At 41.8% G+C, this 22,131-nt stretch carries 22 protein-coding genes; 4 read left to right on the top strand and 18 right to left on the bottom strand.

The features are described from left to right. Positions 1-132: 132 nt before the first annotated feature. Both MmiEs2_RS02815 and MmiEs2_RS02810 read right to left on the bottom strand, forming a co-directional pair. Complete coding sequence (locus tag MmiEs2_RS02815; RefSeq protein WP_316559921.1) at positions 133-348, bottom strand: hypothetical protein; 216 nt, start codon at positions 346-348, stop codon at positions 133-135. Positions 349-367: 19 nt separating this feature from the next. Further along, positions 368-2,128, bottom strand: coding sequence for a bifunctional fructose-bisphosphatase/inositol-phosphate phosphatase (locus MmiEs2_RS02810; RefSeq protein ID WP_316559920.1), 1,761 nt, complete (start codon positions 2,126-2,128; stop codon positions 368-370). 311 nt (positions 2,129-2,439) lie between these two features. Between MmiEs2_RS02810 and MmiEs2_RS02805 the strand changes: the two genes are divergently transcribed. After that, complete coding sequence (locus tag MmiEs2_RS02805) at positions 2,440-4,686, top strand: right-handed parallel beta-helix repeat-containing protein (RefSeq protein WP_316559919.1); 2,247 nt, start codon at positions 2,440-2,442, stop codon at positions 4,684-4,686. A 227-nt stretch (positions 4,687-4,913) separates the two neighbouring features. On the opposite strand, the gene MmiEs2_RS02800 is transcribed toward MmiEs2_RS02805, so the two are convergent. The 3 genes from MmiEs2_RS02800 to tatC (MmiEs2_RS02790) all read right to left on the bottom strand — a co-directional run bounded on the left by MmiEs2_RS02800 (position 4,914) and on the right by tatC (MmiEs2_RS02790) (position 6,769). Next, the gene (locus MmiEs2_RS02800; RefSeq protein WP_316559918.1) at positions 4,914-5,216 is read right to left on the bottom strand and encodes a Sec-independent protein translocase subunit TatA/TatB; all 303 of its coding nucleotides are present in this window, start codon (positions 5,214-5,216) and stop codon (positions 4,914-4,916) included. Positions 5,217-5,289: 73 nt separating this feature from the next. Further along, positions 5,290-5,694 (bottom strand): Sec-independent protein translocase subunit TatA/TatB, encoded by a 405-nt coding sequence (locus tag MmiEs2_RS02795; RefSeq protein ID WP_316559917.1) that lies wholly within the window; start codon positions 5,692-5,694, stop codon positions 5,290-5,292. Positions 5,695-5,791: 97 nt separating this feature from the next. Then, positions 5,792-6,769, bottom strand: coding sequence for a twin-arginine translocase subunit TatC (gene tatC / locus MmiEs2_RS02790; RefSeq protein ID WP_316559916.1), 978 nt, complete (start codon positions 6,767-6,769; stop codon positions 5,792-5,794). A gap of 329 nt (positions 6,770-7,098) precedes the next feature. Here tatC (MmiEs2_RS02790) and tatC (MmiEs2_RS02785) point away from each other — a divergent pair, with 329 nt between their 5' ends. Further along, positions 7,099-8,289, top strand: a complete 1,191-nt coding sequence (gene tatC / locus MmiEs2_RS02785; RefSeq protein WP_338140865.1) for a twin-arginine translocase subunit TatC — start codon at positions 7,099-7,101, stop codon at positions 8,287-8,289. A 63-nt stretch (positions 8,290-8,352) separates the two neighbouring features. Here the strand turns inward: tatC (MmiEs2_RS02785) and MmiEs2_RS02780 are convergent, their stop codons facing one another. The 6 genes from MmiEs2_RS02780 to MmiEs2_RS02755 form a co-directional block, all read right to left on the bottom strand. Beyond that, positions 8,353-9,096: a DUF3307 domain-containing protein gene (locus MmiEs2_RS02780; protein WP_316560223.1), complete on the bottom strand. Its 744-nt coding sequence runs from the start codon at positions 9,094-9,096 to the stop codon at positions 8,353-8,355. A 71-nt stretch (positions 9,097-9,167) separates the two neighbouring features. Continuing rightward, positions 9,168-9,833: a SatD family protein gene (locus MmiEs2_RS02775; RefSeq protein ID WP_316559914.1), complete on the bottom strand. Its 666-nt coding sequence runs from the start codon at positions 9,831-9,833 to the stop codon at positions 9,168-9,170. A 359-nt stretch (positions 9,834-10,192) separates the two neighbouring features. Beyond that, positions 10,193-10,717: a DJ-1/PfpI family protein gene (locus tag MmiEs2_RS02770; protein WP_316559913.1), complete on the bottom strand. Its 525-nt coding sequence runs from the start codon at positions 10,715-10,717 to the stop codon at positions 10,193-10,195. A 71-nt stretch (positions 10,718-10,788) separates the two neighbouring features. Further along, positions 10,789-11,472, bottom strand: a complete 684-nt coding sequence (locus tag MmiEs2_RS02765; protein ID WP_316559912.1) for a DUF2110 family protein — start codon at positions 11,470-11,472, stop codon at positions 10,789-10,791. 107 nt (positions 11,473-11,579) lie between these two features. Next, complete coding sequence (locus MmiEs2_RS02760) at positions 11,580-12,266, bottom strand: hypothetical protein (RefSeq protein WP_316559911.1); 687 nt, start codon at positions 12,264-12,266, stop codon at positions 11,580-11,582. 269 nt (positions 12,267-12,535) lie between these two features. Continuing rightward, positions 12,536-13,042, bottom strand: coding sequence for a cupredoxin domain-containing protein (locus tag MmiEs2_RS02755; RefSeq protein ID WP_316559910.1), 507 nt, complete (start codon positions 13,040-13,042; stop codon positions 12,536-12,538). 360 nt (positions 13,043-13,402) lie between these two features. Between MmiEs2_RS02755 and MmiEs2_RS02750 the strand changes: the two genes are divergently transcribed. Beyond that, positions 13,403-13,657, top strand: coding sequence for a hypothetical protein (locus tag MmiEs2_RS02750; RefSeq protein ID WP_316559909.1), 255 nt, complete (start codon positions 13,403-13,405; stop codon positions 13,655-13,657). Here MmiEs2_RS02750 and MmiEs2_RS02745 read toward each other — a convergent pair. The 3 genes from MmiEs2_RS02745 to nth form a co-directional block, all read right to left on the bottom strand. Beyond that, positions 13,605-14,753 (bottom strand): tRNA (guanine(10)-N(2))-dimethyltransferase, encoded by a 1,149-nt coding sequence (locus MmiEs2_RS02745; RefSeq protein WP_316559908.1) that lies wholly within the window; start codon positions 14,751-14,753, stop codon positions 13,605-13,607. The genes MmiEs2_RS02750 and MmiEs2_RS02745 overlap by 53 nt on opposite strands. 59 nt (positions 14,754-14,812) lie before the next feature. Further along, entirely contained in the window at positions 14,813-16,120 is a 1,308-nt protein-coding gene (ftsY, locus tag MmiEs2_RS02740) for a signal recognition particle-docking protein FtsY (RefSeq protein ID WP_316559907.1), read from the bottom strand. A 174-nt stretch (positions 16,121-16,294) separates the two neighbouring features. Then, a complete protein-coding gene (gene nth, locus MmiEs2_RS02735; RefSeq protein WP_316559906.1) occupies positions 16,295-17,215 on the bottom strand; it encodes an endonuclease III in 921 nt (306 codons plus the stop codon). Positions 17,216-17,299: 84 nt separating this feature from the next. On the opposite strand from nth, the gene rnz reads away from it, so the two are divergent. Further along, entirely contained in the window at positions 17,300-18,220 is a 921-nt protein-coding gene (rnz, locus tag MmiEs2_RS02730; RefSeq protein ID WP_316559905.1) for a ribonuclease Z, read from the top strand. A gap of 44 nt (positions 18,221-18,264) precedes the next feature. On the opposite strand, the gene MmiEs2_RS02725 is transcribed toward rnz, so the two are convergent. The 4 genes from MmiEs2_RS02725 to MmiEs2_RS02710 form a co-directional block, all read right to left on the bottom strand. Beyond that, on the bottom strand, positions 18,265-19,317 hold the full coding sequence (locus MmiEs2_RS02725) for a methyltransferase domain-containing protein (RefSeq protein ID WP_316559904.1): 1,053 nt from the start codon (positions 19,315-19,317) through the stop codon (positions 18,265-18,267). Positions 19,318-19,409: 92 nt separating this feature from the next. Further along, positions 19,410-19,730, bottom strand: a complete 321-nt coding sequence (locus MmiEs2_RS02720; protein ID WP_316559903.1) for an ArsR/SmtB family transcription factor — start codon at positions 19,728-19,730, stop codon at positions 19,410-19,412. A gap of 657 nt (positions 19,731-20,387) precedes the next feature. Next, entirely contained in the window at positions 20,388-20,663 is a 276-nt protein-coding gene (locus tag MmiEs2_RS02715) for a hypothetical protein (RefSeq protein WP_316559902.1), read from the bottom strand. A gap of 143 nt (positions 20,664-20,806) precedes the next feature. Beyond that, positions 20,807-21,943 carry an AAA family ATPase gene (locus tag MmiEs2_RS02710; RefSeq protein WP_316559901.1) on the bottom strand — a complete coding sequence of 379 codons (1,137 nt, stop codon included), beginning with the start codon at positions 21,941-21,943 and terminating at the stop codon, positions 20,807-20,809. Between the last annotated feature and the right edge of the window lie 188 nt (positions 21,944-22,131).

The following is a 22,131-nucleotide window of genomic DNA, read 5'->3' as shown; positions in this document are numbered from 1 at the left end:
TTTTTGATTTGTTTTTGAAATAATGGACATCGTTTTTGATTGATTTTTGAAAGATTTGTGCGGCTCGCGCGCGGCGACCGCAATTGGTAGCGGTAAGGTAGCAGCGCACACGTTCGCGAAGCGAACGGCTGCTCAAAAAAGCAGATGCAAACTAAAAACAGCAAGGTAGCGGCAGACGCAAACAGCAAGGTAGCGGCAGACGCAAACAGCAAGGTAGCGGCAGACGCAAACAGCAAGGTAGCGGCAGCAAACGCAAACGGTAAGGTAGCAACAGCAAACAGAAACGGTAAAACAGCGGCAGCAAACAGAAACAGTTAAAGTAAAAACACTGTCAGCAAACCGCCGCAAAAAAATAAAAAATAAAAAATTAATTCAACTTTTTCCTCACCGTATCATAGAAACAAGCGTCGGAGAATTTAACGAATCGGCCGGGGTAGCGCGCGCGCTTAATCGTCACAACATCGTCTTCATTGACGTGAATGAAATCTTCCTGGCATTCGGTTTCAATTTCGGGCGGCGTCACGACTTTGCCGTCGGTGACAATTACGATTTCTTTTTTGGGCATTTTCACGCGGACGGTAATTTCGCTGTCAAACGGAACGATCCATGGTCTTGACGAAAGTTTGAACGGCGCGATCGGAACGATTAAAATCGCGTCAACTTCGGGCGTGACAATCGGACCGCCGGCGCTCAGCGCGTAAGCCGTCGATCCGGTCGGCGTCGCGAAAACGATTCCGTCGGCGCGAATTTCACCGAGAAGACGGCGGTTGACTAAAATTTCGTAAGTAATCATTTTCGCCGGGTACGCCGATGTCGCGACAACTTCGTTGATCGCGTTTCCGATGAATTTGCCGTTGATTGAAAGTTCCAGACGCGGGCGTTCGTCATACATGAATCCGGAAAGCGCTTTGTCGATTGCCGCAATCGCATCTTCCGGATCGACGTCCGCCAAAAATCCGAGCGTTCCCATATTGATTCCGAGAATCGGAATCGGATCGGGCATTTTAGACATATTTCGAAGAATTGTTCCGTCGCCGCCGAGTGAAATGACAAAATCGATTCCGGCCTCTTTCATTTTTCCGACGGCGATGCCGCGCTCTTCCATGTTCAAATATTTTGCCGGCGACGAGGATAAATAAACTTCGACACGATCCTTGAAAGCGTCGACGATTTTTCGAATCATTTCAAGCGCGGCAGCACTGTCACAGCGCGAGACGATTGCGATTTTTTTAACGGTTCCCTGATAATAATACCAGTCGCCGCGGCAGTCGATTTCAGGAAAAGAAATCAAATTCAAAACTTCCTGATGAATCCTGCCGTTTGTCGCGACCAAATTAACCGGCTTAATATGATTGTCCGGCAAAAAAAGCGTATTTCCGGCACCGTCCGTCACAATGCCCCCGGCTTCGCGAGCAATCAGCTGCCCGGCACCGATGTCAATGAGACGAAGCATGCGGCGAACATCAACAAAAGCGTCGATTTTGCCGGCCGCAACGTAGCAGAGTTCCAGCGCGACGCTTCCGAGAACGCGCACTTTCTGAACGCGCGAACACAAATTGGCTGTCCGGTCTGTGTTTTGGCGGTATCCGTAAGCGCTGATTGTCATTTCGCGAACGGTGGAGATTTTAGATGTTTCAATCCTTGCGCCGTTCATATATGCGCCTTTTCCGTCTTCGGCGTAAAACTCATCGCCGTTGGCCAAATTACAGACATAGCCGAAGAAAATTCCTGTCAAATCGGGTTTTGAAAACGCGATTGAAACGCTGTAAAAAGGAATATCGTGAATAGCATTCGTCGTCCCGTCCAGCGGATCAACGATTGCAGCAAATTCGATGTTATTGACATCGCCGATAATCGTTTCTCCCATTTCTTCGCTGATAATGCGAACCGAATGTCCCGATGATTTAAAACGCTTCAACATCGCGTCTTCGGCCGCCAAATCAATGCGTTTCGTGTCCGTTCCGTCCGCGCCGACAAACATAAACTCATCGGCTTCGTTCGTTCCTTCAAGAGATGAAATTGCCGAGCGGATATCATTGTAAACGGCGCGGCAAAGCGCCAATAATTCGGGATTCGGAGAATCGGAATTTGAAGAACATGAAGATGAAAGATTTTGATTTTCGGACATGATAAAACCCAATTAAAATAAAAATTCAATAAGATTCATAAATTCAATAAGATTCATAAATTCAATAAAATTCATGAATTCAATATAATTTCAATAAAATTCAATGTTTAATGAGATGAAATTCATTCTTTTCTTTAAATATGTGCCGTTTTGGATTAAAATGAGAAAAATATCAAATAGAGAATCATACCGAAATAAGATGCGTCGAACCGAAATGAGAGATGAAAAAAGAACAGTTTTAAGTATAAGAGACAGATGTAACATTATAAAATAATAAATAAATCGAATAAATTAAAAAAAGGATTAATGGCATGAAACACAAAATTTTATTTTTCGCGGCGGCGGTATTGATTATTTCATTAATATCCTGCGCGAGCGCGGCGACAATCAATATTAATTCAGGAATGACCGAAACAGAAATTCGAACTCTTATTGACGGAACCAATGCAAACGACATCGTTATTTTCGCGGACGGGACATACAGCATTACAAATTTACATATCAATAACTCAGTCACCCTTCGCGGAAGCGGAAATACTGTGTTAAACGGAACCGGCGGAAATACAATCACATCAAATTCGGGATTGATTATAAACGCAAATAACGTACGCATTGAAAATTTTAATTTAACAAATTACAGTGCCGCAATCAGAAGTGCTTCGACAACGACAAGTCAAAACGTTAACACTGTCATTGACAACAATACCTTGTACAACAACAGTATCGGCATTTTTATAACCGATTCGGACAGCAAAATTCAAAATAATAGAGTTCAGGACAGTACGACTGCCGCAGTCACCGATTTGGATTTTGCCGAAGGATATGCCATTACGGGATTCAGCCACTCAAATTCAACGGCAAATATCACATATTTGAATAACACCGTCAACAAAAGCAAATATGGAATCGCGAATTATGCGACAAATTCAACCATAAAGGACAACACGATTAATCTTACAGGATATGGAACTCTTCTCACGCGCGACGGTATTGCAAATACCCTTAACGGAACAGACAGCGTCATCATTAATAATACGGTTTCGGGAGCCAATGCCCGAGCAGGAATCCGAAATGATTGTGATTCTGTTCGTATCGAGTATAATACCGTTTTTAGAAACATGAACGGAATCAATAATTCGGATACGAATCACGGAACATCGGGTACCGGAAATTATGTAACCATCTGCAACAACAAAATTCATAACAACAGCGCATTCGGATCAGGAATCCTTGAAAAAGGAGCGAACGCAACAATTTATGATAATGAGATTTATTACAACGGAAACGGAGTTAATGTAACTGCGACCGGAGAAAACACCGTAATCCATTCAAATACGATTTACAATAACAGTAATGTAAGCATTTATTATACGGGAGTGGAAGGAAGCATTTATAATAACGCAATTACGGGAAACGCATCTTCCGTTGCAGGAATTTCCATACGCAGTCCGCTTCTGAATGTCAATAACAACCGAATATCCGGATTTTCAAATACGTCAACAGACACAGGAATCGGTCTTCTCGTTAATTTCAGTTCTTATACCGGCGACAACGGGGACGGAGTCGGCGGGCAGTATCCTGCCGACGGCGTTCAGTTGAATGTTTTCAGCAACGACATCAAAGATAACCGTCTCGGCATCGACATTCTCGGAGAAAATATTTCATTAGGAAACGCTGCCGGAAATGATTTTTATAACGATGTTTCGGGAAACGTAAACGGTGTCAGAATCAGAGGAAGCAACAGCATTTTCAGTCATCTTCGCGTTTTTGATAACGGCGGCAGCGGAATTATTATCGCGTCCGGCAACAACAATACCGTCAAAACATGCAATTTGTTTGACAATCTGATCGGAATCTCCATCGAATCGGGTGTTACCAACGGAATTGTTCAATTCAATCGTTTTTACGGCAATACAAATTTCGGTCTTGACGATTCGGGAACAAATACGGATGCCGATTACAATTGGTGGGGGCAGAACAGCGTCGACGGATACAACGGTGTATCCGACCCGGCCAGCTGGTACGCGGTTCAGTTGGCGGCTGACACTTATGTTGCCGTATCAGATAACGAATTACTGACTTCGCCTTCGGGAAACTATGATTTAACATATTCATTGGCGCTTTATGATCTTCTCGGACAGATTGTCGGCGACCCGAAAGATGATTCCGGCAAACTTCCGCTGTTTAATGTGTCCGTTGAATTTGATTCGGGAACGCGGACGATTGGAACGGTTGATGGCGATTCAAGATTAACGCATATGAAAAGGATGACGCTTAACGGAAATAACAATCCGATTCAAATAAATGCGGTTTTAGATGATGAAGACCGAACGCTGACGCTTCAAACAACGGATTCGCCAACAACACCCGGCGGCGGCTCCACAGGAAACGCGTCTGTCGGCAACGGCACGGGAAGCGCAAACATAACGCAGGGATATGAAGAAGTCAAAAAACCGGATGAACCGGGACCGTTATCGGCATCACTTTTGATAATTTTCTTATGGCCGATTGCAGTCGCAACATTTGTTTTCAGAAGAGAGCAGGAATCAGAAAATTAAAGGCGTTGAAAAATTCAAAATAACCTAAAAACGAAATTAAAAAACAAAAATGAAGATGCCAAAAATTCAGAAATAATAAATCAAAAAACGAATTCAAAAACAAAACAAATTCAAAAACGAAAGCACATTAATGAAAGAATTACGAAAAACAATTGCAAAAAAACAATTGCAAAAAACAATCAAAAGAAGTAAAATGAAAAAAGCAAAATTGAAAAAAAGAACAAAGATTAATTTTCTTTGTTCATTTTGGCGCTGATTTCGTCAAGGAGCTGATCGTCGGTTTTGCCGGCGGTTTCAATGCCTTGTTCTTTTGCCATTTTTTGGATTTTGGATTCTTTTTCATCAGGGGTTGTGTCTTTTAAGCTCTTTTCAAATTCCTGGTATGAAATTTCAGCTTCTTTTTGCGCTTTTTTGAATTCGCCGGCAGATTTTCCGGCGGAGCGAGCGAGTTCGGGAAGCTTAGATGCTCCGAAAAGCAAAACAATCACTGCAACAATGAGAATAATTTCTCCGGTTCCTGGTGTCCACATAATTTTAAACCTCTCTTATTAAAATGAAATATATCAATCTGATGTTTGTCAATGAATAATAATCATATAAATTTTATTGTTGCGAATCAACAGATTCGGTTTTTGAATTGATTTGCGGTTCAAGTTTTTCGGCTTTATCAACTCCTTCTGTTTTTGAAACATCTTCCGAATCCGTGCTCATCTTTTCGGAAATTAAAACCAGCAATTCGTCCGCTGTTTTTCCTTCCGTTGAAATACCGGCCTCATCCGCCATTTTGATGATTTTTTCATTTAAGGCGGCTGTTTCTTTCTTTTTCGCTTCGGCATTTTCGCGGTTCAGCGCGTCAAATCCGCTTAAATCAAATTCGGCCGCTTTTTGCGCGGTTTTGAATTCGCCCATAGCGCCGCCGACCGCGCGCGCCAATTCAGGAATTTTATCCGGCCCGAATAAAACCAAAACGACAATGATAATAAAAAGAACTTCAAGTCCGCCAATCATAGTAAAGTTTAGAGTTTAATCAATGCTTATAAAGATTTGCATTGTCTGTCATTATTTTCTGTTTTAAATAAAGCCGCCGTTAATAAATTTTAAAAACTCAAACGAATTTCAGCAGAATCAAACTGAATTCAAATAAAACTACGAGCGCGACACCGGCAAGCAGTTGTGAAATCATTGTCGGATCGGGTGCGATTAAAAAGGCGAAACCGATTAACGTGCCGTAAACGACGAGTCTTCCTTTGCGAAGCGTTTTTTCTTCAACGATTCCCATACGAACGACGGAAACCATTAAGAGCGGCACTTGGAAAACCAATCCGAATCCCAAAACCAATGAGATAATTGTGTTAAACGTTTCACCGAGACCGATTTGAGCAATCGCCGTCTGATCGGAATAAAACAAAACATAATTCATGAACAAAGGCAAAATAATGAAATAAGCCAGCGACGCGCCCAATACAAATAAAATGAAAGACAGCGGCACGACTTTAATTAAAAACTTGCGCTCATTCTGATAAAGTCCGCGAGACATGAATTTAAACAATTCATACATCAAAAACGGGAAGAAAACGCAAATCGCCGCGGCGATAGACAATTTCAATCGCGTCACTAAATATTCCGTCGGCGAATAAATCGACATGATGACGCTTTCCGGAATGAACTGGTCCCACAAATAAGCAATCAAATCCCCCGAAAAAGGATAAGCGATCAACGCGCCGACCAACAAAACGAGACCGGCTATAATAATACGGTTGCGAAGTTCTTTTAAATGCCCGACAACATGTTCTTCATAATCGCTCTCGGGTCTTTTCTTTTTGAATTCTTCCTGCGGCGACAGGAATTCGGGTTTAGATGCGGCTGATATGCCGGCGGCAGGCGCTGATGCCTGCTCAGCGTTGGCAGCAGGCGCAGCAGCCTGACCGGCGTTAGCGGCAGGCGCAGCAGTCTGACCGGCGTCGGCGGCAGGCGCAGCGGTCTGTCCCATATTGGAGACCGGTGTCTCAGACTGTTTGGACTGATTCTCTTCCGAAGATTGGGAAAAATCAAGTTTATTCAGCTCGTCGGATAATGAAGTCATTCAGCCTCAAGTTTATGATTTGATGATTTGCAATGAGATAAAAATCAGATTTTTCATAAATAAACACGGTAACATTTAAACATAACCGTGAATTATTGAATTAGATTATCAGATTGAGTTCTTTTATAATTTGATAAAATGATTCATTCCTTTCAAATTGACACAACATTTTTATGGGTCGGTCTTGTTCCATTCACGGGTAAGTTTTAAAAGTCCGAAGGATTTTTTAGAAAAACAAAACATTAAAAATCGGGATTGTGATTATCGTGGAATTATCGGAAGGAATTCGGTTCATCTTGAATTTTATAGAATCTATAAAAAAGAAACTGATGATTCTCTTCGCGGTTTTTTTAATTGCCGCAGTGATTGCATACCCCGTCACGGATTTTATTATTAATGATGCGATTGACCGCAGTTTGCCGCACAATCTCAGAAAGTCCGATTTAAGAGACAATTTCGATCAGCTGGTTGTCATTTATGACGGACCGTTTACCATTGACGACTTGGATATTGACGCGCTGCTCGGAGATCCGGATAAAAAAGTGCTGATATATACGCCGCCCGTAAACGTATCAGATTCCGGCGAGCTGATTTACGATGTTATCATTTCCAATACGGAAAAACAATCGGTTTTGGATATTATTTCACTTTACATCCTCGGTGAAAGCGATTTGAACCTCAGCATGGTTTTAAATGCCGTTATGCAGGGCGGAACCGAGAAAATGACATACGAAGATTTGTCAAACACATCGGAAGTCATTATTTTTCAGTCTGTTTTGTATGAAGAAGACCTCGCCAAAACAAACACGATTGCAAATATCGGAAAAGAGTTTGAAAACATTACGGGACGCGAACCTGTAACAACAATCGTGCATTCGGAAAAAGACGAAAAAAGCGATTCTACAAACCCGATTGTCGTTTACACAAAACCGCTTGAAGTGCCGCTGTTGAAGCTGAAAATGTCTGTCATTCTCGCAATCATCGCCGTTTTGCCGTTTTTGTTCTTTTTGGCCGGCAAAGAAGTGACAAAGTATGTCGACACCAAAAAGCTGAATTTGAAAGACAAAATACCGTTTAAAGCAAGCTGGTTAATTTTAATCGTCATCATTATGTTTATTTCATTTATCATCGGCGCGGCTTATTCGTATTTCTTCATGGCGCCGCTCTTCATTCAATTCCTGTATCTCAGCGCCGCCGCATCGGGCGCGCAGGCGACATATTCCATTTACGAGTTCGTCAGCTTCATCGCTTTGCTGACATTGATTTTCGGATTCATTTTTGAATTTCCGATTGTCATTTTCATTCTCAACCGCGTGGGACTCGTTCAAAAAAGAATGTTAACCAAATACAGAAAACACGCTTACGTTCTCTTTGTCATATTGGCCGCTATAATTACGCCGCCCGATGTCATCAGCCAGATTATTGTCGCAATTCCGATGGTTTTCTTTTACGAGCTCAGCGTCGTCATTGTCAAATTATTCGGCAGAAAAGATCCGCCTGCAGAAACAAATCTGGTGTGAATACCATTCGTGTTCCCGTTTTTTTGGAATTATCAAGCCGGAATTGGTGTTTAAAAAATCATTTCAAGCTAAAACAACAAAAATAATGTAATAAACAACAAGTACCGCCAAAACACTGTAAAGCGTTCCGATTAAAAAATATTCAGCGAACAATTTATTTTTTGAGATTTGATCGTAACGCGCAATGGATTTTGCCGCGACAACCAATCCGAGAGCAGCAAACTGACCGATTCCGATAAATATTCCCATGACAAGACGCTCAAGTGTCCCGATAATTGCGCCGGCACCTGAAATTGAATCAATACTTTCAAGATTTTCATTAGATTTTTGAGTCGGCTGATATTTTTCAAAAATTTTCTTAAAACTGATATTAACCGGCTTTGAAATAATGACAATAAAAAGAAGGCATTTTAAAAGCATATACGCACCGGAAGATATTTCAAAAACCGCTGAACCCGACAACAAAAAGGAAGCCGTAACAACAACAATAAGATGCAGAATCTGATCGGCAATATAACCTGTTCTTTTGATATCGCTTTCATTTTCAAACTGTTTAACATTCAACTTTTTTTCACAAACACATTTTATCAAATCAATAACGGCATGAAGAAGAACTACTCCGATTACAATTCCTGTCGTCATCAGATTGAGTGAGCCGGAGAATTCCAGTCCGAGAAGAAAAAAGATAAACGGAACGGCATAAAGAATCGAATGAATAATCGTATTTCGAATGTTGTTTTCTTTGATTCTTGCCATTTTATTTGTCTGTAAATAATAATCTCCGATAAAATGACAGAGAAGAAGCATAACCAAGTAAAAAGAGAAATCGGAAGAAGCAGAAAAAGAAGAAAACAAAAATGAGAACTCACCGACTGACATTATTTTTCACCCCAATGATTTTGCAGTGTCATACAAACAGATTTTTTTAAGCGTAAATAATTGTAATATCCTGTACTTTGAATTTTTAGATTCACAGTTGGCGTTGTAATACTTAATAAATCTGCCAGTTTTTTTTGCGGAACTTGCGTATCATATCCGAAATTTAAAACACTTGTTTTAACCAATTCTTTTTGAGTGCCTCTCCATTTGCTTTCCGTAAAATCGCACATTTTTAAACTTTCGTTAACAGTTTCCATAAAATCCGTTTGGTCGTATGATTCAATCATGATTTTTGATTTTTTGTAATCGTTATGATTATGAATTGTATGAATCGCATTTCGGGCGCACCAATAAGCCGGTCCGTCTGCGCCGATGCTTGAATAATAATTAATATCAGTATCAATTTCACCGATTCCGACACCGAATCGGACCTCAACGGGATCCAACATGAATTTAATTTTATCCGTAATTTCAAGCAGTCTGTCCGCTCGCTTTAAAAGACCTTGGAATTCATCCCCCAAAGTAATTACAAAAAAAGAAGCGAGATCTTCTTTATAGGAAGCATTAATTTCATCAAGCACTTTTTTTAAATGTTTTTGGAACTCGTTCCGATTTTTAAGTTTCCGAGATGTAACGACATCACCAATAACAGCGAAATAAATCATTAAAACGTCCTCATCTTTCTTTTTGGTTTTATATTTTGATTTATCTGTGAATTTGAATAACAAAAATTAGTAGATAAATACTAATTTTTGAAATATAAGTAATTAACTACTAATTTTTAAAAAATTAGTAAATAGATACTAATTTTTGAAAATTTTAAGAAAACAGAAAGGAGAAATTAATTTTAGAATACTTAAAAAACGTTGCACAAATTCGAATTTAGTTTTCAAAAAGACTTGCACACTCGTGGATGTCTCACAACAGTAATAATTGCGAGGCAGCAGACAAAAAAGTAAAACAAAATAAAAATAGAAAAATGAAACGGGAAAACGAAATAAGAAAAGAAAACAAAAAAAGGAAATTAGTTTTCGATTGCTTTAACAACCGCTTCGCCGAATTCGGTCGCACATTCCGGACCGTCTCCTGTGACGATTTTCCCGTCGGTGACAACGGCTTCTTTTTTTAAATCTGCGCCTGCCGATTTCATTTCAGCAATCGCAGCATCGTCGGGGAAAACGCACGCGCTTTTTCCGTTTAAAAGTCCGGCTTTTGCCAGGACGACGGGAGAAATACAAATTGCAGAGACGGTTTTTCCTTTTGAAAACGCGTCATTTAAGAGCGCGTGCAGTTTCGGATTGTCCCAAAGGAAAGCTTTGGAGCCGCCGCCGCCTGAAATCGCAATCGCGTCATAGTCATCGGCAGATGCGTCGTCAATCAAAATATCGACATCAACTTCGCCGCCTTTAACGCCTTCCGCTTTGTCGAGGCGCGTTGATCCGACCGTGACATCATAACCGTTTTGTTCAAAAACCGCGCGCGGTTCAAAGAATTCTTCATCTCTGAAACGTTCGGGCGCGACAATCATCAAAATTTTTTTCGTTTCCATTGAATCACCTTTTTTCATATTTTGTTTTAATTTTTTGATTTTGGTTTTTTACTCGTTTTTTTTGGTTTCGTTCACTTTTTCGTTCCGAGCAAAACGCCCATCTGCGACGGCAAAACTTTTCCGATTGACGCGACGATTCCGGGACCGTCGGTCTTTTCTTTGCAAACGATAACGCATTCCGTCAAACCGATTTTTTCAACGCCGTAAACATCACGGCCGTGCCCTTTCTTTTGAAGCGCGGCTTTCACTTGAGAACGCGTCGCGCCGTTTACAAAAATACGATCCGTTGATGTTTTCTGCCATGCCCACCACTGGTCGACCTGATCTTTCGTAAAAACCGCGGTGTTGTCCGGCAAAACACGGACGGTGACGGGAAGGTACAGAATCATGCCAAAGCGCGCCGCAACCTGACCGGCGCTGCCTGCACCAAGCTGTTCGACGGATTCGGCGGCAACGGGAAGGTCAAATCCGATATGAATCGTGATTTGATCGGGTTCAATTTTCAGAATAAATCCTTTGTAAACGGTTTCAGAGTCAATTTCATTCATTGAAACCGGTTTTCCGAATTCCCGATAAAGAAGATTTGCGCAAACTTCGGCATCTTCACCGTCTAACGAAACGGAAAAGCGTTTGTTTGAAACGGTCACGTCATAAGTCGCGGCAAGGTCGCCGAATTCGGAATCGGCAAATGCTTTAAAAGAACGGACGGCGTTTTCTTCGGAAATATAAACCGGTTGGAGTAATTCAATTTTCATAAAAATCATTCAAAGTTTTAATTTGTAAGTTAATAATCATAATAAGCGCAATCATAAATAAAAACGATTCATAAAACAGCTCAAAAATAAAAATGAAAACAAATAAATCATTTTTCCAAATAAAATGAATATTGCATTTCTGCCGCCCGGTATGCCGCCAGCAATTCTTTTTTGGATTCATCGTCCGACCCGAGTTTTTCGATTTCAGCGCCGATTATTTTCAATTCGCGATCAAACTCGCCGAACCGTTTTTGAAAAAGATCTTTATCGGCATCGGCTTCAATCAATTCGTCATAAATTTCTTTGATTTTAAGACCGAAAACTTTGATTCGATCCATTATCGAAAGCGGCGCGCCGGATAAATTTGATTTTGACTTCGGCTTCGGATTCACGAATTTGTTTTCGAAAACGGGCGCGCTGTTTCCCGACAGCGCGGAAGCGGAAAGAGAATCAGTAAAATCCTCGTCAGCCGTTTGAATTTTTCTCTCAGGAACATAGCCTTCCGGAAATTCAAATGTTTCATCGGATTTGCAAACTTCAAAAGCCGCCGACAATTTTTGAGCGAAAGCGTATCCTTTCGGCGTTAATTTTAAAAAACGGCTCCGCCCTTCGAAAACGGAAGACAGAAAGCCCATGCTTTCCAATCGTTTGATGATTTTATTTGTATGAGCGAAATTGGATTCGATGTTTTCAGAAACTTCCGAAATGTAAGTCACTTCTATCCGATAAATGAAAAGAAGCGCGGAAACTGTTTTTTCCTGAAATAAAAATTTTTCATCGGCGGTAAGTTTCATAAAAATCCTCTTTATGTTTTGTTTGAAGCATAATGCAAAACAGAATACAAACAAAATAGAGAACAGAGAAATAAAAACATACCGCACTTCATGAAATGAAATTATTTTAAAAAAGCAAAAGCTGAAAGAAATAAACCGAAAACCGGACAAAAAGCAAAACGGACGAAAAATGAACAAAAAGTAAAACGAACAAAAAGTAAAACAAACGAAAAGTAAAAAATCAACCGGAAATTGAAAAATCAATTTCCGAATTGAATTTAATTATGAAATTATGCGACAGTCACTGTCAAGACAGATCCTGCGTCGTTGAAGGGCTCTTCTGTGTAGTAGTTGAGCAAGTCAATCTTGTAGGTACCTGCAGCGTCGAATGTCAATGTTGCAGAGTATCTGGGGTTAAGGTTGAAGTCTTCAAAGGCACCGTTTTCAGAGTGGTAAAGGTGTCTGAAGTTTCTGGTTTCCGTGTTCATGAATCTGACAGTTTCGCCCTTGTTGATGCTCAAGGATGTTGTGCCGAATTTCTGGTCTTTGATTGTCACGAAGTAGGAAGGTTCAGGACCGTCTTCGCCCAAAACAACTGTCACGGAGTTTCCGGACGGTGCAGGTGCGGGTGTTTCTTCGGACGGCTGGGGCGTCGGCGCGGGTGTTTCAGTCGGTGTGCTGTTCGTTTCGTTGTCTGTTGTGTTGGTGTCGTCGCCGCCGAGACAGCCGGATAAGCTGACTGCCGCGAAGAGCAAAACCAAAACAGCAAGAATCATTAATGCTTTAGATTTAACCATTTGATCCCTCTTTGATATTGGATTGTAAGAGCAAACAATTCATTGTCATCGTTAAAATTCGAATCCGTTAAATGAATAAGAATCTTAAAACAATATAGAAACAATAAATTGAAAGTTGATGAATAAACGAGACTTAAATATATAAATATTTTCAACTGAGAAAAACAATTTCAAATCAGAAAGACACTTTTAATTTTAAAAATGTTCGATTTGAACAAATTTTTTTTCAAAACTCAGAAATTTCACGGCGACAATTTACTTCGTTTTTTTAAAATTGCATTTTGAATCTTTCAATTCATTAAAATCCCATTTCCGGTTCAATCGAATCAATTATATTTACAGATAGAGGCGCACCGGCGTTTGCAGCCGGCGGCGCTGCCAACGCCAACTGTGCCTGTCACCACCCGACTGCGCCTGCCAACGCCAACTGCGCTGCCGCTGCCGGCTGCGCCGCGCGCGAGCCGCTCCGTTTTTCAAAAAATTGAAGAAAAGAAAGGATTGAATTTTCAAAAAAATAAAGAAAAAAAGAGTCGGATTTTAAAAAAACAAAAGAAAAAGAAACTTACTGTTCCTTTAAAATATCCAAACAAGCTTCAACCGTCGCGTTTGTTTTAAAAGACGTTCCGGAGAAATGCGTTCGCGTCGCGATATAGCCGGCTTTTCGAAGAGATTCCAAAAACGATTCCATTGGCGGTGCCGAGATTTTCAGCATTTCGCACAGCAAATGCTGATCGTAGAAAAACGGAATGTCGGCTTCATCGCGGCAAACGGTCAATAATTTGACCGCTTCGTTTTTTTTATTCAATGGCAGCGATTCGAGTTCGGAAATGACATCGTTACAAAAATCGATGTCTTTAAAAGTGCCGAGCCAAAGCGGTCCCGACATTTTTCTTTTATCGCCGCAGACAGGACATTCTTCGTTCATGAAAACGGCGAGACCGTTTTTTGTTTCGGAATTTTTGCACTGCGGACACCACGCCAAAAAACCGAGTTCTTTGAGCGTTTTATCGGCGTTTCCGGCACCGTTTAAGATTTCGGCGTAAACACGAACGTAGTGACGTGTCGCATGTGAAAAAAGCGGCCGGATTCCTTTATCAAACTTGGATGCCGCTCTTGCGATGCTGCCGATTAAAATGCGAAGTCCCATTTCGCTGTGAAATTCGTTATTCAGCGGAACGGCGGCGTATTTACGCATTCCGGATTTGAGATGCGCGCCGCACAGCGGCGCTGTGTCGGTTGCCGTAACGCCGAGGAAAAATGAAGCGGACGAAACCGCGGAATCGAGGAACGGCGCAGGCGTTCCGAACGGGTCGATGTCAACAATCGCGAATTTTTGGCTGTGAAGAAGCTTATCGGCGCCCATGCAAGTCGCCGTCACGTTTGACAAATGATTCAGCTCGATGTTTTTTTGAATTAAAGAAACGGCTTCCTCTTTCCAATCATTAAGAACGGCGGCAATGCCGACTTCTTTGGCAACGCGGAGACCGCGGATTCCGGAAGCGGAAAACGCATCGGCGTATGTGATTTGAGACAAATCAAAACCCTTGCGCGCCGCCAATTTTTTCGCGTAAACGGAAGTGACGGCAACATTGATGTCGCGGTTCATTTCCATTGCCGGATTGTAAAAAACGGAAGCGGACGCTAACGGAACATCGGGATCGTTGTCTTCGGGAATATAAACGTCGGTTTGCCCTTCTCGAATTAATTTCATAATTTCACTCAAAAATAAAAATTAAAATAAAAATTAAAAATAAAATTCAGTTGAACTCTTTAATCTTCGAAGATTTTTTCAGCAAACCATTCGGGATCGAATTTCAGCAAATCATCATACTCTTGACCGACACCGAAAAAGAGAATCGGTTTTTGAGTGATGTATGCGATTGAAATTGCGGCGCCGCCTTTGGAATCGGCGTCCAGTTTCGTGAGAATCGTGCCGCTGATCGGAACCGCGCCGTTAAATTGAGAAGCGCGCTCAACCGCGTCGTTTCCGGCGGTGGCCTCGTCAACGAAAATGATTAAATCCGGCGTGCTGACGCGGCAAATTTTTTCAAGCTGCGCCATCAAATTAACGTTTGTGTGCATTCGGCCGGCGGTATCGGAAAGCAAAACGTCGGATTTGTGCGCCTTCGCATATTGAAGCGCGTCATAAATAACGGCGGCCGGATCGGAGCCTTCCTGGTGTTTAATGACTTTGATTCCCAAACGATCGGCATGAATTTGAATTTGGTCAATCGCGCCGGCGCGGAATGTGTCGCCTGCCGCGATTGTCACGGAATAACCGTTCTTTTGAAGACGGTTTGCGATTTTTGCAATGCTTGTCGTCTTTCCGGTGCCGTTAATGCCGACAAAAGCGATGTGAACAGTTTGTCCCCGGCGCTGCTCTAAGAACTCGTCAAAATCAAAAACGTTGGCAGACATGACTTCCAAAATCGCGTTTTTCAGCGCTTCTTCAACGATGCTGCCCGTATTCTTTCCGATGCGTTTGCGTGTTCCGCTGAGCTGTTCGCGAACGGACGCGACAATCGCGTCGGTGACAGTCAGCGCGAGATCGCTTTCAAGGAGCGCGATTTCAAGTTCCATGAGCGGGCCTTCCAAATCGTTGTCGTCTAAAATGACTTCCCGATCGAAAATGAGCGCTTTGGCTTTTCCGAAAAAGCCGGCTTTTTCCTTTTTCATTTCACTTTCCGTTTCATCCGGTTCAAAGCGTTCCGTGTTTTCGGCGCCGGTTTTTGAATCGGAAACGGTTTCGGATGTCATTTCAAGAACATTGTTTGAAGACGGCGTTTCTTCGATTTTTCCTTCAACGGAAACTTCAATCTCGTCACGGTTTGTTTTCTCGACCGTTTCAAGCGTTTCTTCTTCCAAAATTTCGGCAATGGCTTCGGCTGCATCTGCCGTTTCAGCCTCGGACAATTCCAAAACGGAACCGTCTGCCGCATCTGTTGTTTCAGCCGCTTCAATGACGACTTCCTCTTCAACAACGACTTCGGGCTCCTCCAATTCAACGGCTTTTTCCTCAACCGTTTTATCCAAAGATTTGGTAAAGCTCGCCAGTTTTTCTTTTAATTTTCCGAACAAGAAATAATCTCCTGAAATTGATTTAAGAATTTTAATTTGTAAAGAAGTAAAGAGAAACCGAATATAAATAAATGTTCAAAAAAAAATATGGAAACGAAAATGAAAAAAAATAAAAATGAATGGAAAAACCCAAAAAATGAAAGGTTTTCGTTTTTTCAAAAATAATTTAAAAATTTAAACAAAAGCCGACGGACACATATCCCAAATCGCGCAAACATCGCATTTCGGCTTTTTCGCATCACACACGCGCCGCCCGTGGAAAATTAATGTGAGCGACATGTCGTCATAATCTTTTTTGTCCGTCAATTTCATTAAGTCTTGTTCGATTTTGTCGGGGTCTTCCTGTTCGGTAAAGCCGATTTTATTGGACAGGCGTTTCACATGCGTGTCAACGGCGATTCCGTCATTGATTCCAAATCCCCTCGACAAAACGATGTTCGCGGTTTTTCGGCCGACGCCGGGGAGCTTTACCAATTCTGTCATCGTGTCCGGAACTTGACCGCCGTAATTATTTAGAATCATATTGGCGCTGCCGATGATGTGTTTGGTTTTGGAATTGTAAAAGCCGGTGGAATAAATGTCTTTTCCGAATTCGGCCGGATCGGCGTTCGCGTAATCTTCAATCGTTTTGTATTTTTTAAACAGCACTTTCGTGACTGTATTGACCTGACGGTCGGTGCATTGCGCCGAAAGAATCGTTGCCGCCAGCACTTCAAACGGCGTTTCAAAGTTTAATTCGACATCGGGCTTCGGGTAAAGCTGCTGCAGAATTTCCCAAACCGCGTTGAAATTTTGGCGGTTGTCGGGCTTTTTTGAAATCGGAAATTTCGGAAGGTCTGAGAGCGGAACAGGTTTGATTGTACGCTTGACTGCCGGCATTTCCGTAACGGTTTGGCGCGGGGTTTTATTGTCGGGTTTTGCCGTTGATTTTTTGAAAGCTTCGGGATTGGATTTTTTTGCCGATTTGACTGCCTGTTTTGCAGTTGATTTTGCAACCGGTTTTGCAGTTGCTTTGGTTGTTGCTTTGGCTGTTGATTTTGTCACCAGTTCTGTTTTTGCAGATTTCGTTTTTGTTTCTTTTTTCGCGGTTGCCATATTAATCCCCTGTTTCCTTTTGAAAATGTAATTCATTTTTAATGAAACTTATATTTTAAATAATTAAAGACCTTTTGAATCTCCATGCTTAAAATTACGTTTCTCGGAACGGGCGGCGCGCTGCCGTCAAAGGAGAGAAATCCGGCCGCAATCATGGTCAACAGAGAAGGCGAGCTTTTGCTTTTTGACTGCGGCGAAGGCGCTCAGCAGCAAATGATGCGCGGCAAAACGGGTCTCGTTAAAATCAGCGCGATTTTTTTATCTCACTATCACGGCGACCACATTTTGGGTCTCCCCGGCCTTCTTCAAACGATGGGATTTTTCGACCGTGAAGAAAAATTGGAAATTTACGGTCCCGCCGGGCTTTTTGAAGTGATGGAAGCATTTGAAAAACTCGGAACGCACAAACTTCAATATCCGATTATTCCGAAAATCCTTTCGCCCGGCGATGTTGTTCAACGCAGCGGCTACACAATCAAAGCCGTCCGCGCCGATCACGATCGTCCGGCGCTCGGTTTCGTTTTGGAAGAAGAAATGCGCCCCGGCCGATTCAATCGTGAAAAAGCAATCGAACTCGGCGTTGAGCCCGGCCCGAATTTCGCCAAGCTTCACCGCGGCGAAAACATCACGCTTCCGAACGGCACAATCATTCATTCCAAAGACGTTGTCGGCCCCGACCGCCCCGGCCGCAAGATTTCGTACAGCGGCGACACACGCGAAACCGACGTTTTCTTCTATGAATCCGAAGGCGCCGATCTCGTCATCCACGAAGCGACATTTATGTCCGACATGGCCGACCGCGCACATGAATACGGCCATTCCACCGCGAAAGGCGCCGCGAAAATGGCAAAAAAATACAACATCCGAAAATTGGTGCTGACGCATATAAGTCCGAGACTGACGGATGAAGAAGAAAGCGTTTATGAAGATGCGGCAACGGATTTTGAAAATGTGATTGTTGCCGAGGATTTAATGGAAATTGAAGTTGAGTTAAGGGACGAATGATTTTTAGTTCGTCCGTCTCTTTTTCAATAGTCTCATTTTAAAATTTAACAGCATGATGAGCCGGTTTTTGCGGATTCTTTGCTGTTGTCGGCGCCGTCGGAACAGCCGTCAAATTTGCCGTAATGCGTCTTCTTGTCACCGATTATTTTGAATGCTTTTTTGTATCTTGTTTCAGAGAGCATGGAAGCCGTGTTTCCGCAGACAAGCATCGGTTTTCCGGTGAAAAAACGATGGTGGTCGTCAAGATCAAAGAAATGCGGAAATCCGGGGATACTGCCGTCATAATAAGCGACTTGCCCGTAATCTTCGCAGACATCTTCCAGTGTGCCCAACTTAAAAGCGCGAACCGTTCTTGAAGAGAAAGCGGCGAAACCGAGTTTGTTTTCAATTTCTTCGTTCTTCAAATTGATGCTGCTGATGCTTGTATAACGAAAATCCGCCCAGCCGCATTTATTCATCAGCCGGCGGAAATCTTCGATATACAGCGCGCCGCCGAGACATTCACCGCGCAGAACCGGGTCTGTTGTCAATGATTCGGGAATGCGGCGGTCGGCAAAAACGTCTGAAAAGAACAATTCGCCGCCGGGTTTGAGGACGCGGTAAATTTCCTTGAAAACTTGTTCTTTCGCAGGAGAAAGATTGATGACGCAATTTGAAATCACAACATCGACGCTGTTGTCTTCAATGCCGAGCGCTTTCAAATCTTCGATGTAGCCTTGCAAGAATTTGACGTTTGACGTTTTGAACCCGAAACGTTCGGCTTGTTCGTCCTGATGTTTGGCTGCCGTTTCAATTTGTTCCGGCGTCATGTCAACACCGATGACGGTTCCCGATTCTCCGACCAATTTGGACGCGATGTAAACGTCTCTGCCGGTTCCGCAGCCCAAATCTAAAACGGTCATTCCTTCCAGCAGCGGCGGCAGAGGCGATCCGCAGCCGTAAAATCGATTTAAGATTTCATTTGAAATCAAAGGCAAAATTTTCCGAATTTCAGCCGGCGGTTTTTCAGAGCAGCAGCATGAATTTGTTTTCAAATCGTCTTTGCTTTGCAATTGCTTGCTGTAATAGTCTTTTACATTTTCAATAATATTGTCCATTCTTATTTCTCCTGTTTTCGGTTTCGAATTTTGTTTTTCACTTTTGGTTTTTATTTTGTTTTTATTAATTCTCATTTTTAACAATTGGGTATTTATTTACAACAATCGCCCTCGCTATGGCAAATACAATTTTCTTTTGTCGTTGTCAATTCTTTCAAAAAAGTTTGAAAATCTTGCATGGTTTCATCATTTAATGAATAATACGTCCATTTTCCTTCTTTGCGGCTGTTTACCAATCGGCAGTCACAAAGCGTTTTCATATGATGAGATAACGTCGGCTGCGTAATCTGAAATTTTTCTAAAATAACGCAAGCGCAAAGCTCGCCGCAGGAAAGCATATCAATAATCATAAGCCGATTCGGGTCGGACAGCGCCTTGAAATATCCGGCATATTCTTTGTAATTCTCATTCATTTTTTCACACACATAGATGAATATCTATATGTATTTAACTTTTCGGCTGATTTCAAATTTTGAAACAGAAATATCAACTCCAAAATTAAAAAACCCGAACGCTCCTTTCATTTCATAAAAAAATCAAAAAGGGCGTTCGGGTTTAAAAAAAATAAATGAAAAAGATATTTCGATTTTAAAAAAGCGAATTGAAAAACGAAAATAACCGCCTCCAACGGCGAGTTTCTCGAGCGAAGCGAGTGAAAGGAGAAGTTGGAGATTCGCCGCCAAGAAATAAATAAAAATGGCACCTGATTATTCATTCTGATTTTGAAGCAGGAAACCCGTATCAAAAATATTTTTCATTTTTAAAAACCTCTCCAAATTTCGTTTTCACTCGCGCTGCTCGCGAAATCCGAAATTAGGAGTGGGTTTGCTGTATTATTTTTAAACGAAATATCGTTTTTTCAAAAAAATTGTAAAAGCCCGAACGCCGTTTTCATTTCTTTGAAAAACGAAAAAGGGCGTTCGGGTTTTAAAAATTGGAAAAAACGATATTTCGGTTTTTGAAAATAATAAAAAACTGCAAAAAAAAAAAAATTGAAAAAAAAGAAATATTGAAAAAAGACTGAAAAAGCTCGAAAATTGTTGAAAAAAATATTGAAAATATTGAAAAACTCAATAAATCAAAGTCCAATCCAGCTTGTTGTCTTCTTCGTCATAAAGATAAACTTCCATGCTGCCCTGATCTTTTTCTTCACCGAGCGGCTTTGCGCCGATAAACAAAACATCGCCGACTTCAATGTCAATGTCCGCCGGGACTTTGCCGAAATAAACACGACCTTTGGAAAACGGCTCTTCGATCGTAATTCCCTGATACGTCATCGTTTTGATGACATTGACGACAAGGCAGTCAAATCTGTCCGTTTCTAAAATTTCAATATCCGCGTCCATAATTTTTCCTTTCCGATTTGTTTTAGATAAAATTTAAAGTGAATTAAAAATAAAAAATAAAATTTAAGATAAATAAAACTTAAAAATCCAATCCGTTTTATTTTAAAACCCTACGGATTCAAAAATAAAAAGAATGACGGTCATCAAGCATAAAACTGCTGACAATCATCACCGGATCCGATCTTTTTCAATTCCGCAAGCGCCGTGTTGAAATATTCGACTTCAACAAACGCTTTCTCTTCAATAATCGCGCGATGTAAAGCCGTCTTCAGCACTTTTTGAACCAAATCCCTGCCGGAAAAACCGACAGCTTCTTTTGAAAAGCGCTTCACATTGAAAGCCGGGTCGACCGGAAGCGGAAATACATCCAAATTCGTTTGCAGAATCTGCTCGATTTCATCGGCGTTCGGCAAAACAAAGCCGATTTCCTCTTCAAAACGGCTTCTGACGGCGGAGTCCAAAGACTGAATCCGATTCGTCGAGCCGATCGTACAAATTCCTTTGCGATCAGACAAGCCGTCCATTTCCGTAATCAGCGCGTTGACGATTTCAACGACATCGCCGCGCAATTCCTGATATTTGCGGTCAAGCGCAATCGCGTCAATCTCATCAATAAAAATGATGCACGGCGCAACGCTTTCCGCGCGTTCGTACAATTCATGAATCTGACGCGCGCCTTCGCCGACAAATTCACCGATCAACTGCGTGGCTTTAATCGGAATCAGCTGCACATTCGTTTTGCCGGCAAGCGCTTTTGCAAGCATCGTTTTGCCTGTTCCCGACGGACCGTGGAACAACACATTTCGCGGCGCCCACTTCCCAAAAGCATCAGGATATTCCAAATAACGTTCAATCAAACGGCATTTCTTTTTCGCGGCATCCTGCCCGATAATATCATCAAACGAAACGATTGCCGGCGTTTTTTCAACGCGTTCCGGCTTGGGCGCGGACGGCGCAAGCATCATTTTCGTCTTCGGGCCGATTGCAAAACCTTCCGGCTCAACCGAAATCACGCGGCAAGCGAAGCCTTTGAACATTTTGCGGTCAAAAAGATGCGTTCCGGCCTGAACTTTCCGGCCTTCCCACTGATTGCGGATTTCATGAATATAAGCTTCGAATAAACGCGGGTCATCGATGTACGGATCGTCATCAATGAGACTGACGAGCGGATATCCTGCCGGCTTTAAAACAACCTTTTGAGCGAATTTGGTTCCTGATTTTTCAAAACAAGAATCCTTATCAAACTTCTTTTTCGAATTTGATTTTTGAGAAGCGCGCATGTCTATCAACTCGTTTTTGCTTTTTAATTTAAAATATGAATGAAATAAATATGAAAATAAAAATTGAATTATTAGTGAATGAATATTGAATATCTTATTAAAACCCAATGCAATACGGTTATATATCTAAAAAATGAGTCGAATGAATGGAATTTATAAAATCATAAAAATGAATCTAAGCATGAGTT

It is taken from the genome of Methanimicrococcus stummii (assembly GCF_032594435.1).
Classification (GTDB): domain Archaea; phylum Halobacteriota; class Methanosarcinia; order Methanosarcinales; family Methanosarcinaceae; genus Methanimicrococcus; species Methanimicrococcus stummii.
This window is presented reverse-complemented; position numbering and strand designations above follow the sequence as displayed.

Coding starts and splice junctions, on each gene's coding strand:
- MmiEs2_RS02810 (WP_316559920.1), bottom strand. CDS start 2,128: ATGTCCGAAAATCAAAATCTTTCATCTTCATGTTCTTCAAATTCCGAT.
- MmiEs2_RS02805 (WP_316559919.1), top strand. CDS start 2,440: ATGAAACACAAAATTTTATTTTTCGCGGCGGCGGTATTGATTATTTCA.
- MmiEs2_RS02800 (WP_316559918.1), bottom strand. CDS start 5,216: ATGTGGACACCAGGAACCGGAGAAATTATTCTCATTGTTGCAGTGATT.
- MmiEs2_RS02795 (WP_316559917.1), bottom strand. CDS start 5,694: ATGATTGGCGGACTTGAAGTTCTTTTTATTATCATTGTCGTTTTGGTT.
- tatC (WP_316559916.1), bottom strand. CDS start 6,769: ATGACTTCATTATCCGACGAGCTGAATAAACTTGATTTTTCCCAATCT.
- tatC (WP_338140865.1), top strand. CDS start 7,099: ATGATTCTCTTCGCGGTTTTTTTAATTGCCGCAGTGATTGCATACCCC.
- MmiEs2_RS02780 (WP_316560223.1), bottom strand. CDS start 9,096: ATGCTTCTTCTCTGTCATTTTATCGGAGATTATTATTTACAGACAAAT.
- MmiEs2_RS02775 (WP_316559914.1), bottom strand. CDS start 9,833: ATGATTTATTTCGCTGTTATTGGTGATGTCGTTACATCTCGGAAACTT.
- MmiEs2_RS02770 (WP_316559913.1), bottom strand. CDS start 10,717: ATGGAAACGAAAAAAATTTTGATGATTGTCGCGCCCGAACGTTTCAGA.
- MmiEs2_RS02765 (WP_316559912.1), bottom strand. CDS start 11,472: ATGAAAATTGAATTACTCCAACCGGTTTATATTTCCGAAGAAAACGCC.
- MmiEs2_RS02760 (WP_316559911.1), bottom strand. CDS start 12,266: ATGAAACTTACCGCCGATGAAAAATTTTTATTTCAGGAAAAAACAGTT.
- MmiEs2_RS02755 (WP_316559910.1), bottom strand. CDS start 13,042: ATGGTTAAATCTAAAGCATTAATGATTCTTGCTGTTTTGGTTTTGCTC.
- MmiEs2_RS02745 (WP_316559908.1), bottom strand. CDS start 14,753: ATGAAATTAATTCGAGAAGGGCAAACCGACGTTTATATTCCCGAAGAC.
- nth (WP_316559906.1), bottom strand. CDS start 17,215: ATGGCAACCGCGAAAAAAGAAACAAAAACGAAATCTGCAAAAACAGAA.
- rnz (WP_316559905.1), top strand. CDS start 17,300: ATGCTTAAAATTACGTTTCTCGGAACGGGCGGCGCGCTGCCGTCAAAG.
- MmiEs2_RS02725 (WP_316559904.1), bottom strand. CDS start 19,317: ATGGACAATATTATTGAAAATGTAAAAGACTATTACAGCAAGCAATTG.
- MmiEs2_RS02720 (WP_316559903.1), bottom strand. CDS start 19,730: ATGAATGAGAATTACAAAGAATATGCCGGATATTTCAAGGCGCTGTCC.
- MmiEs2_RS02715 (WP_316559902.1), bottom strand. CDS start 20,663: ATGGACGCGGATATTGAAATTTTAGAAACGGACAGATTTGACTGCCTT.
- MmiEs2_RS02710 (WP_316559901.1), bottom strand. CDS start 21,943: ATGCGCGCTTCTCAAAAATCAAATTCGAAAAAGAAGTTTGATAAGGAT.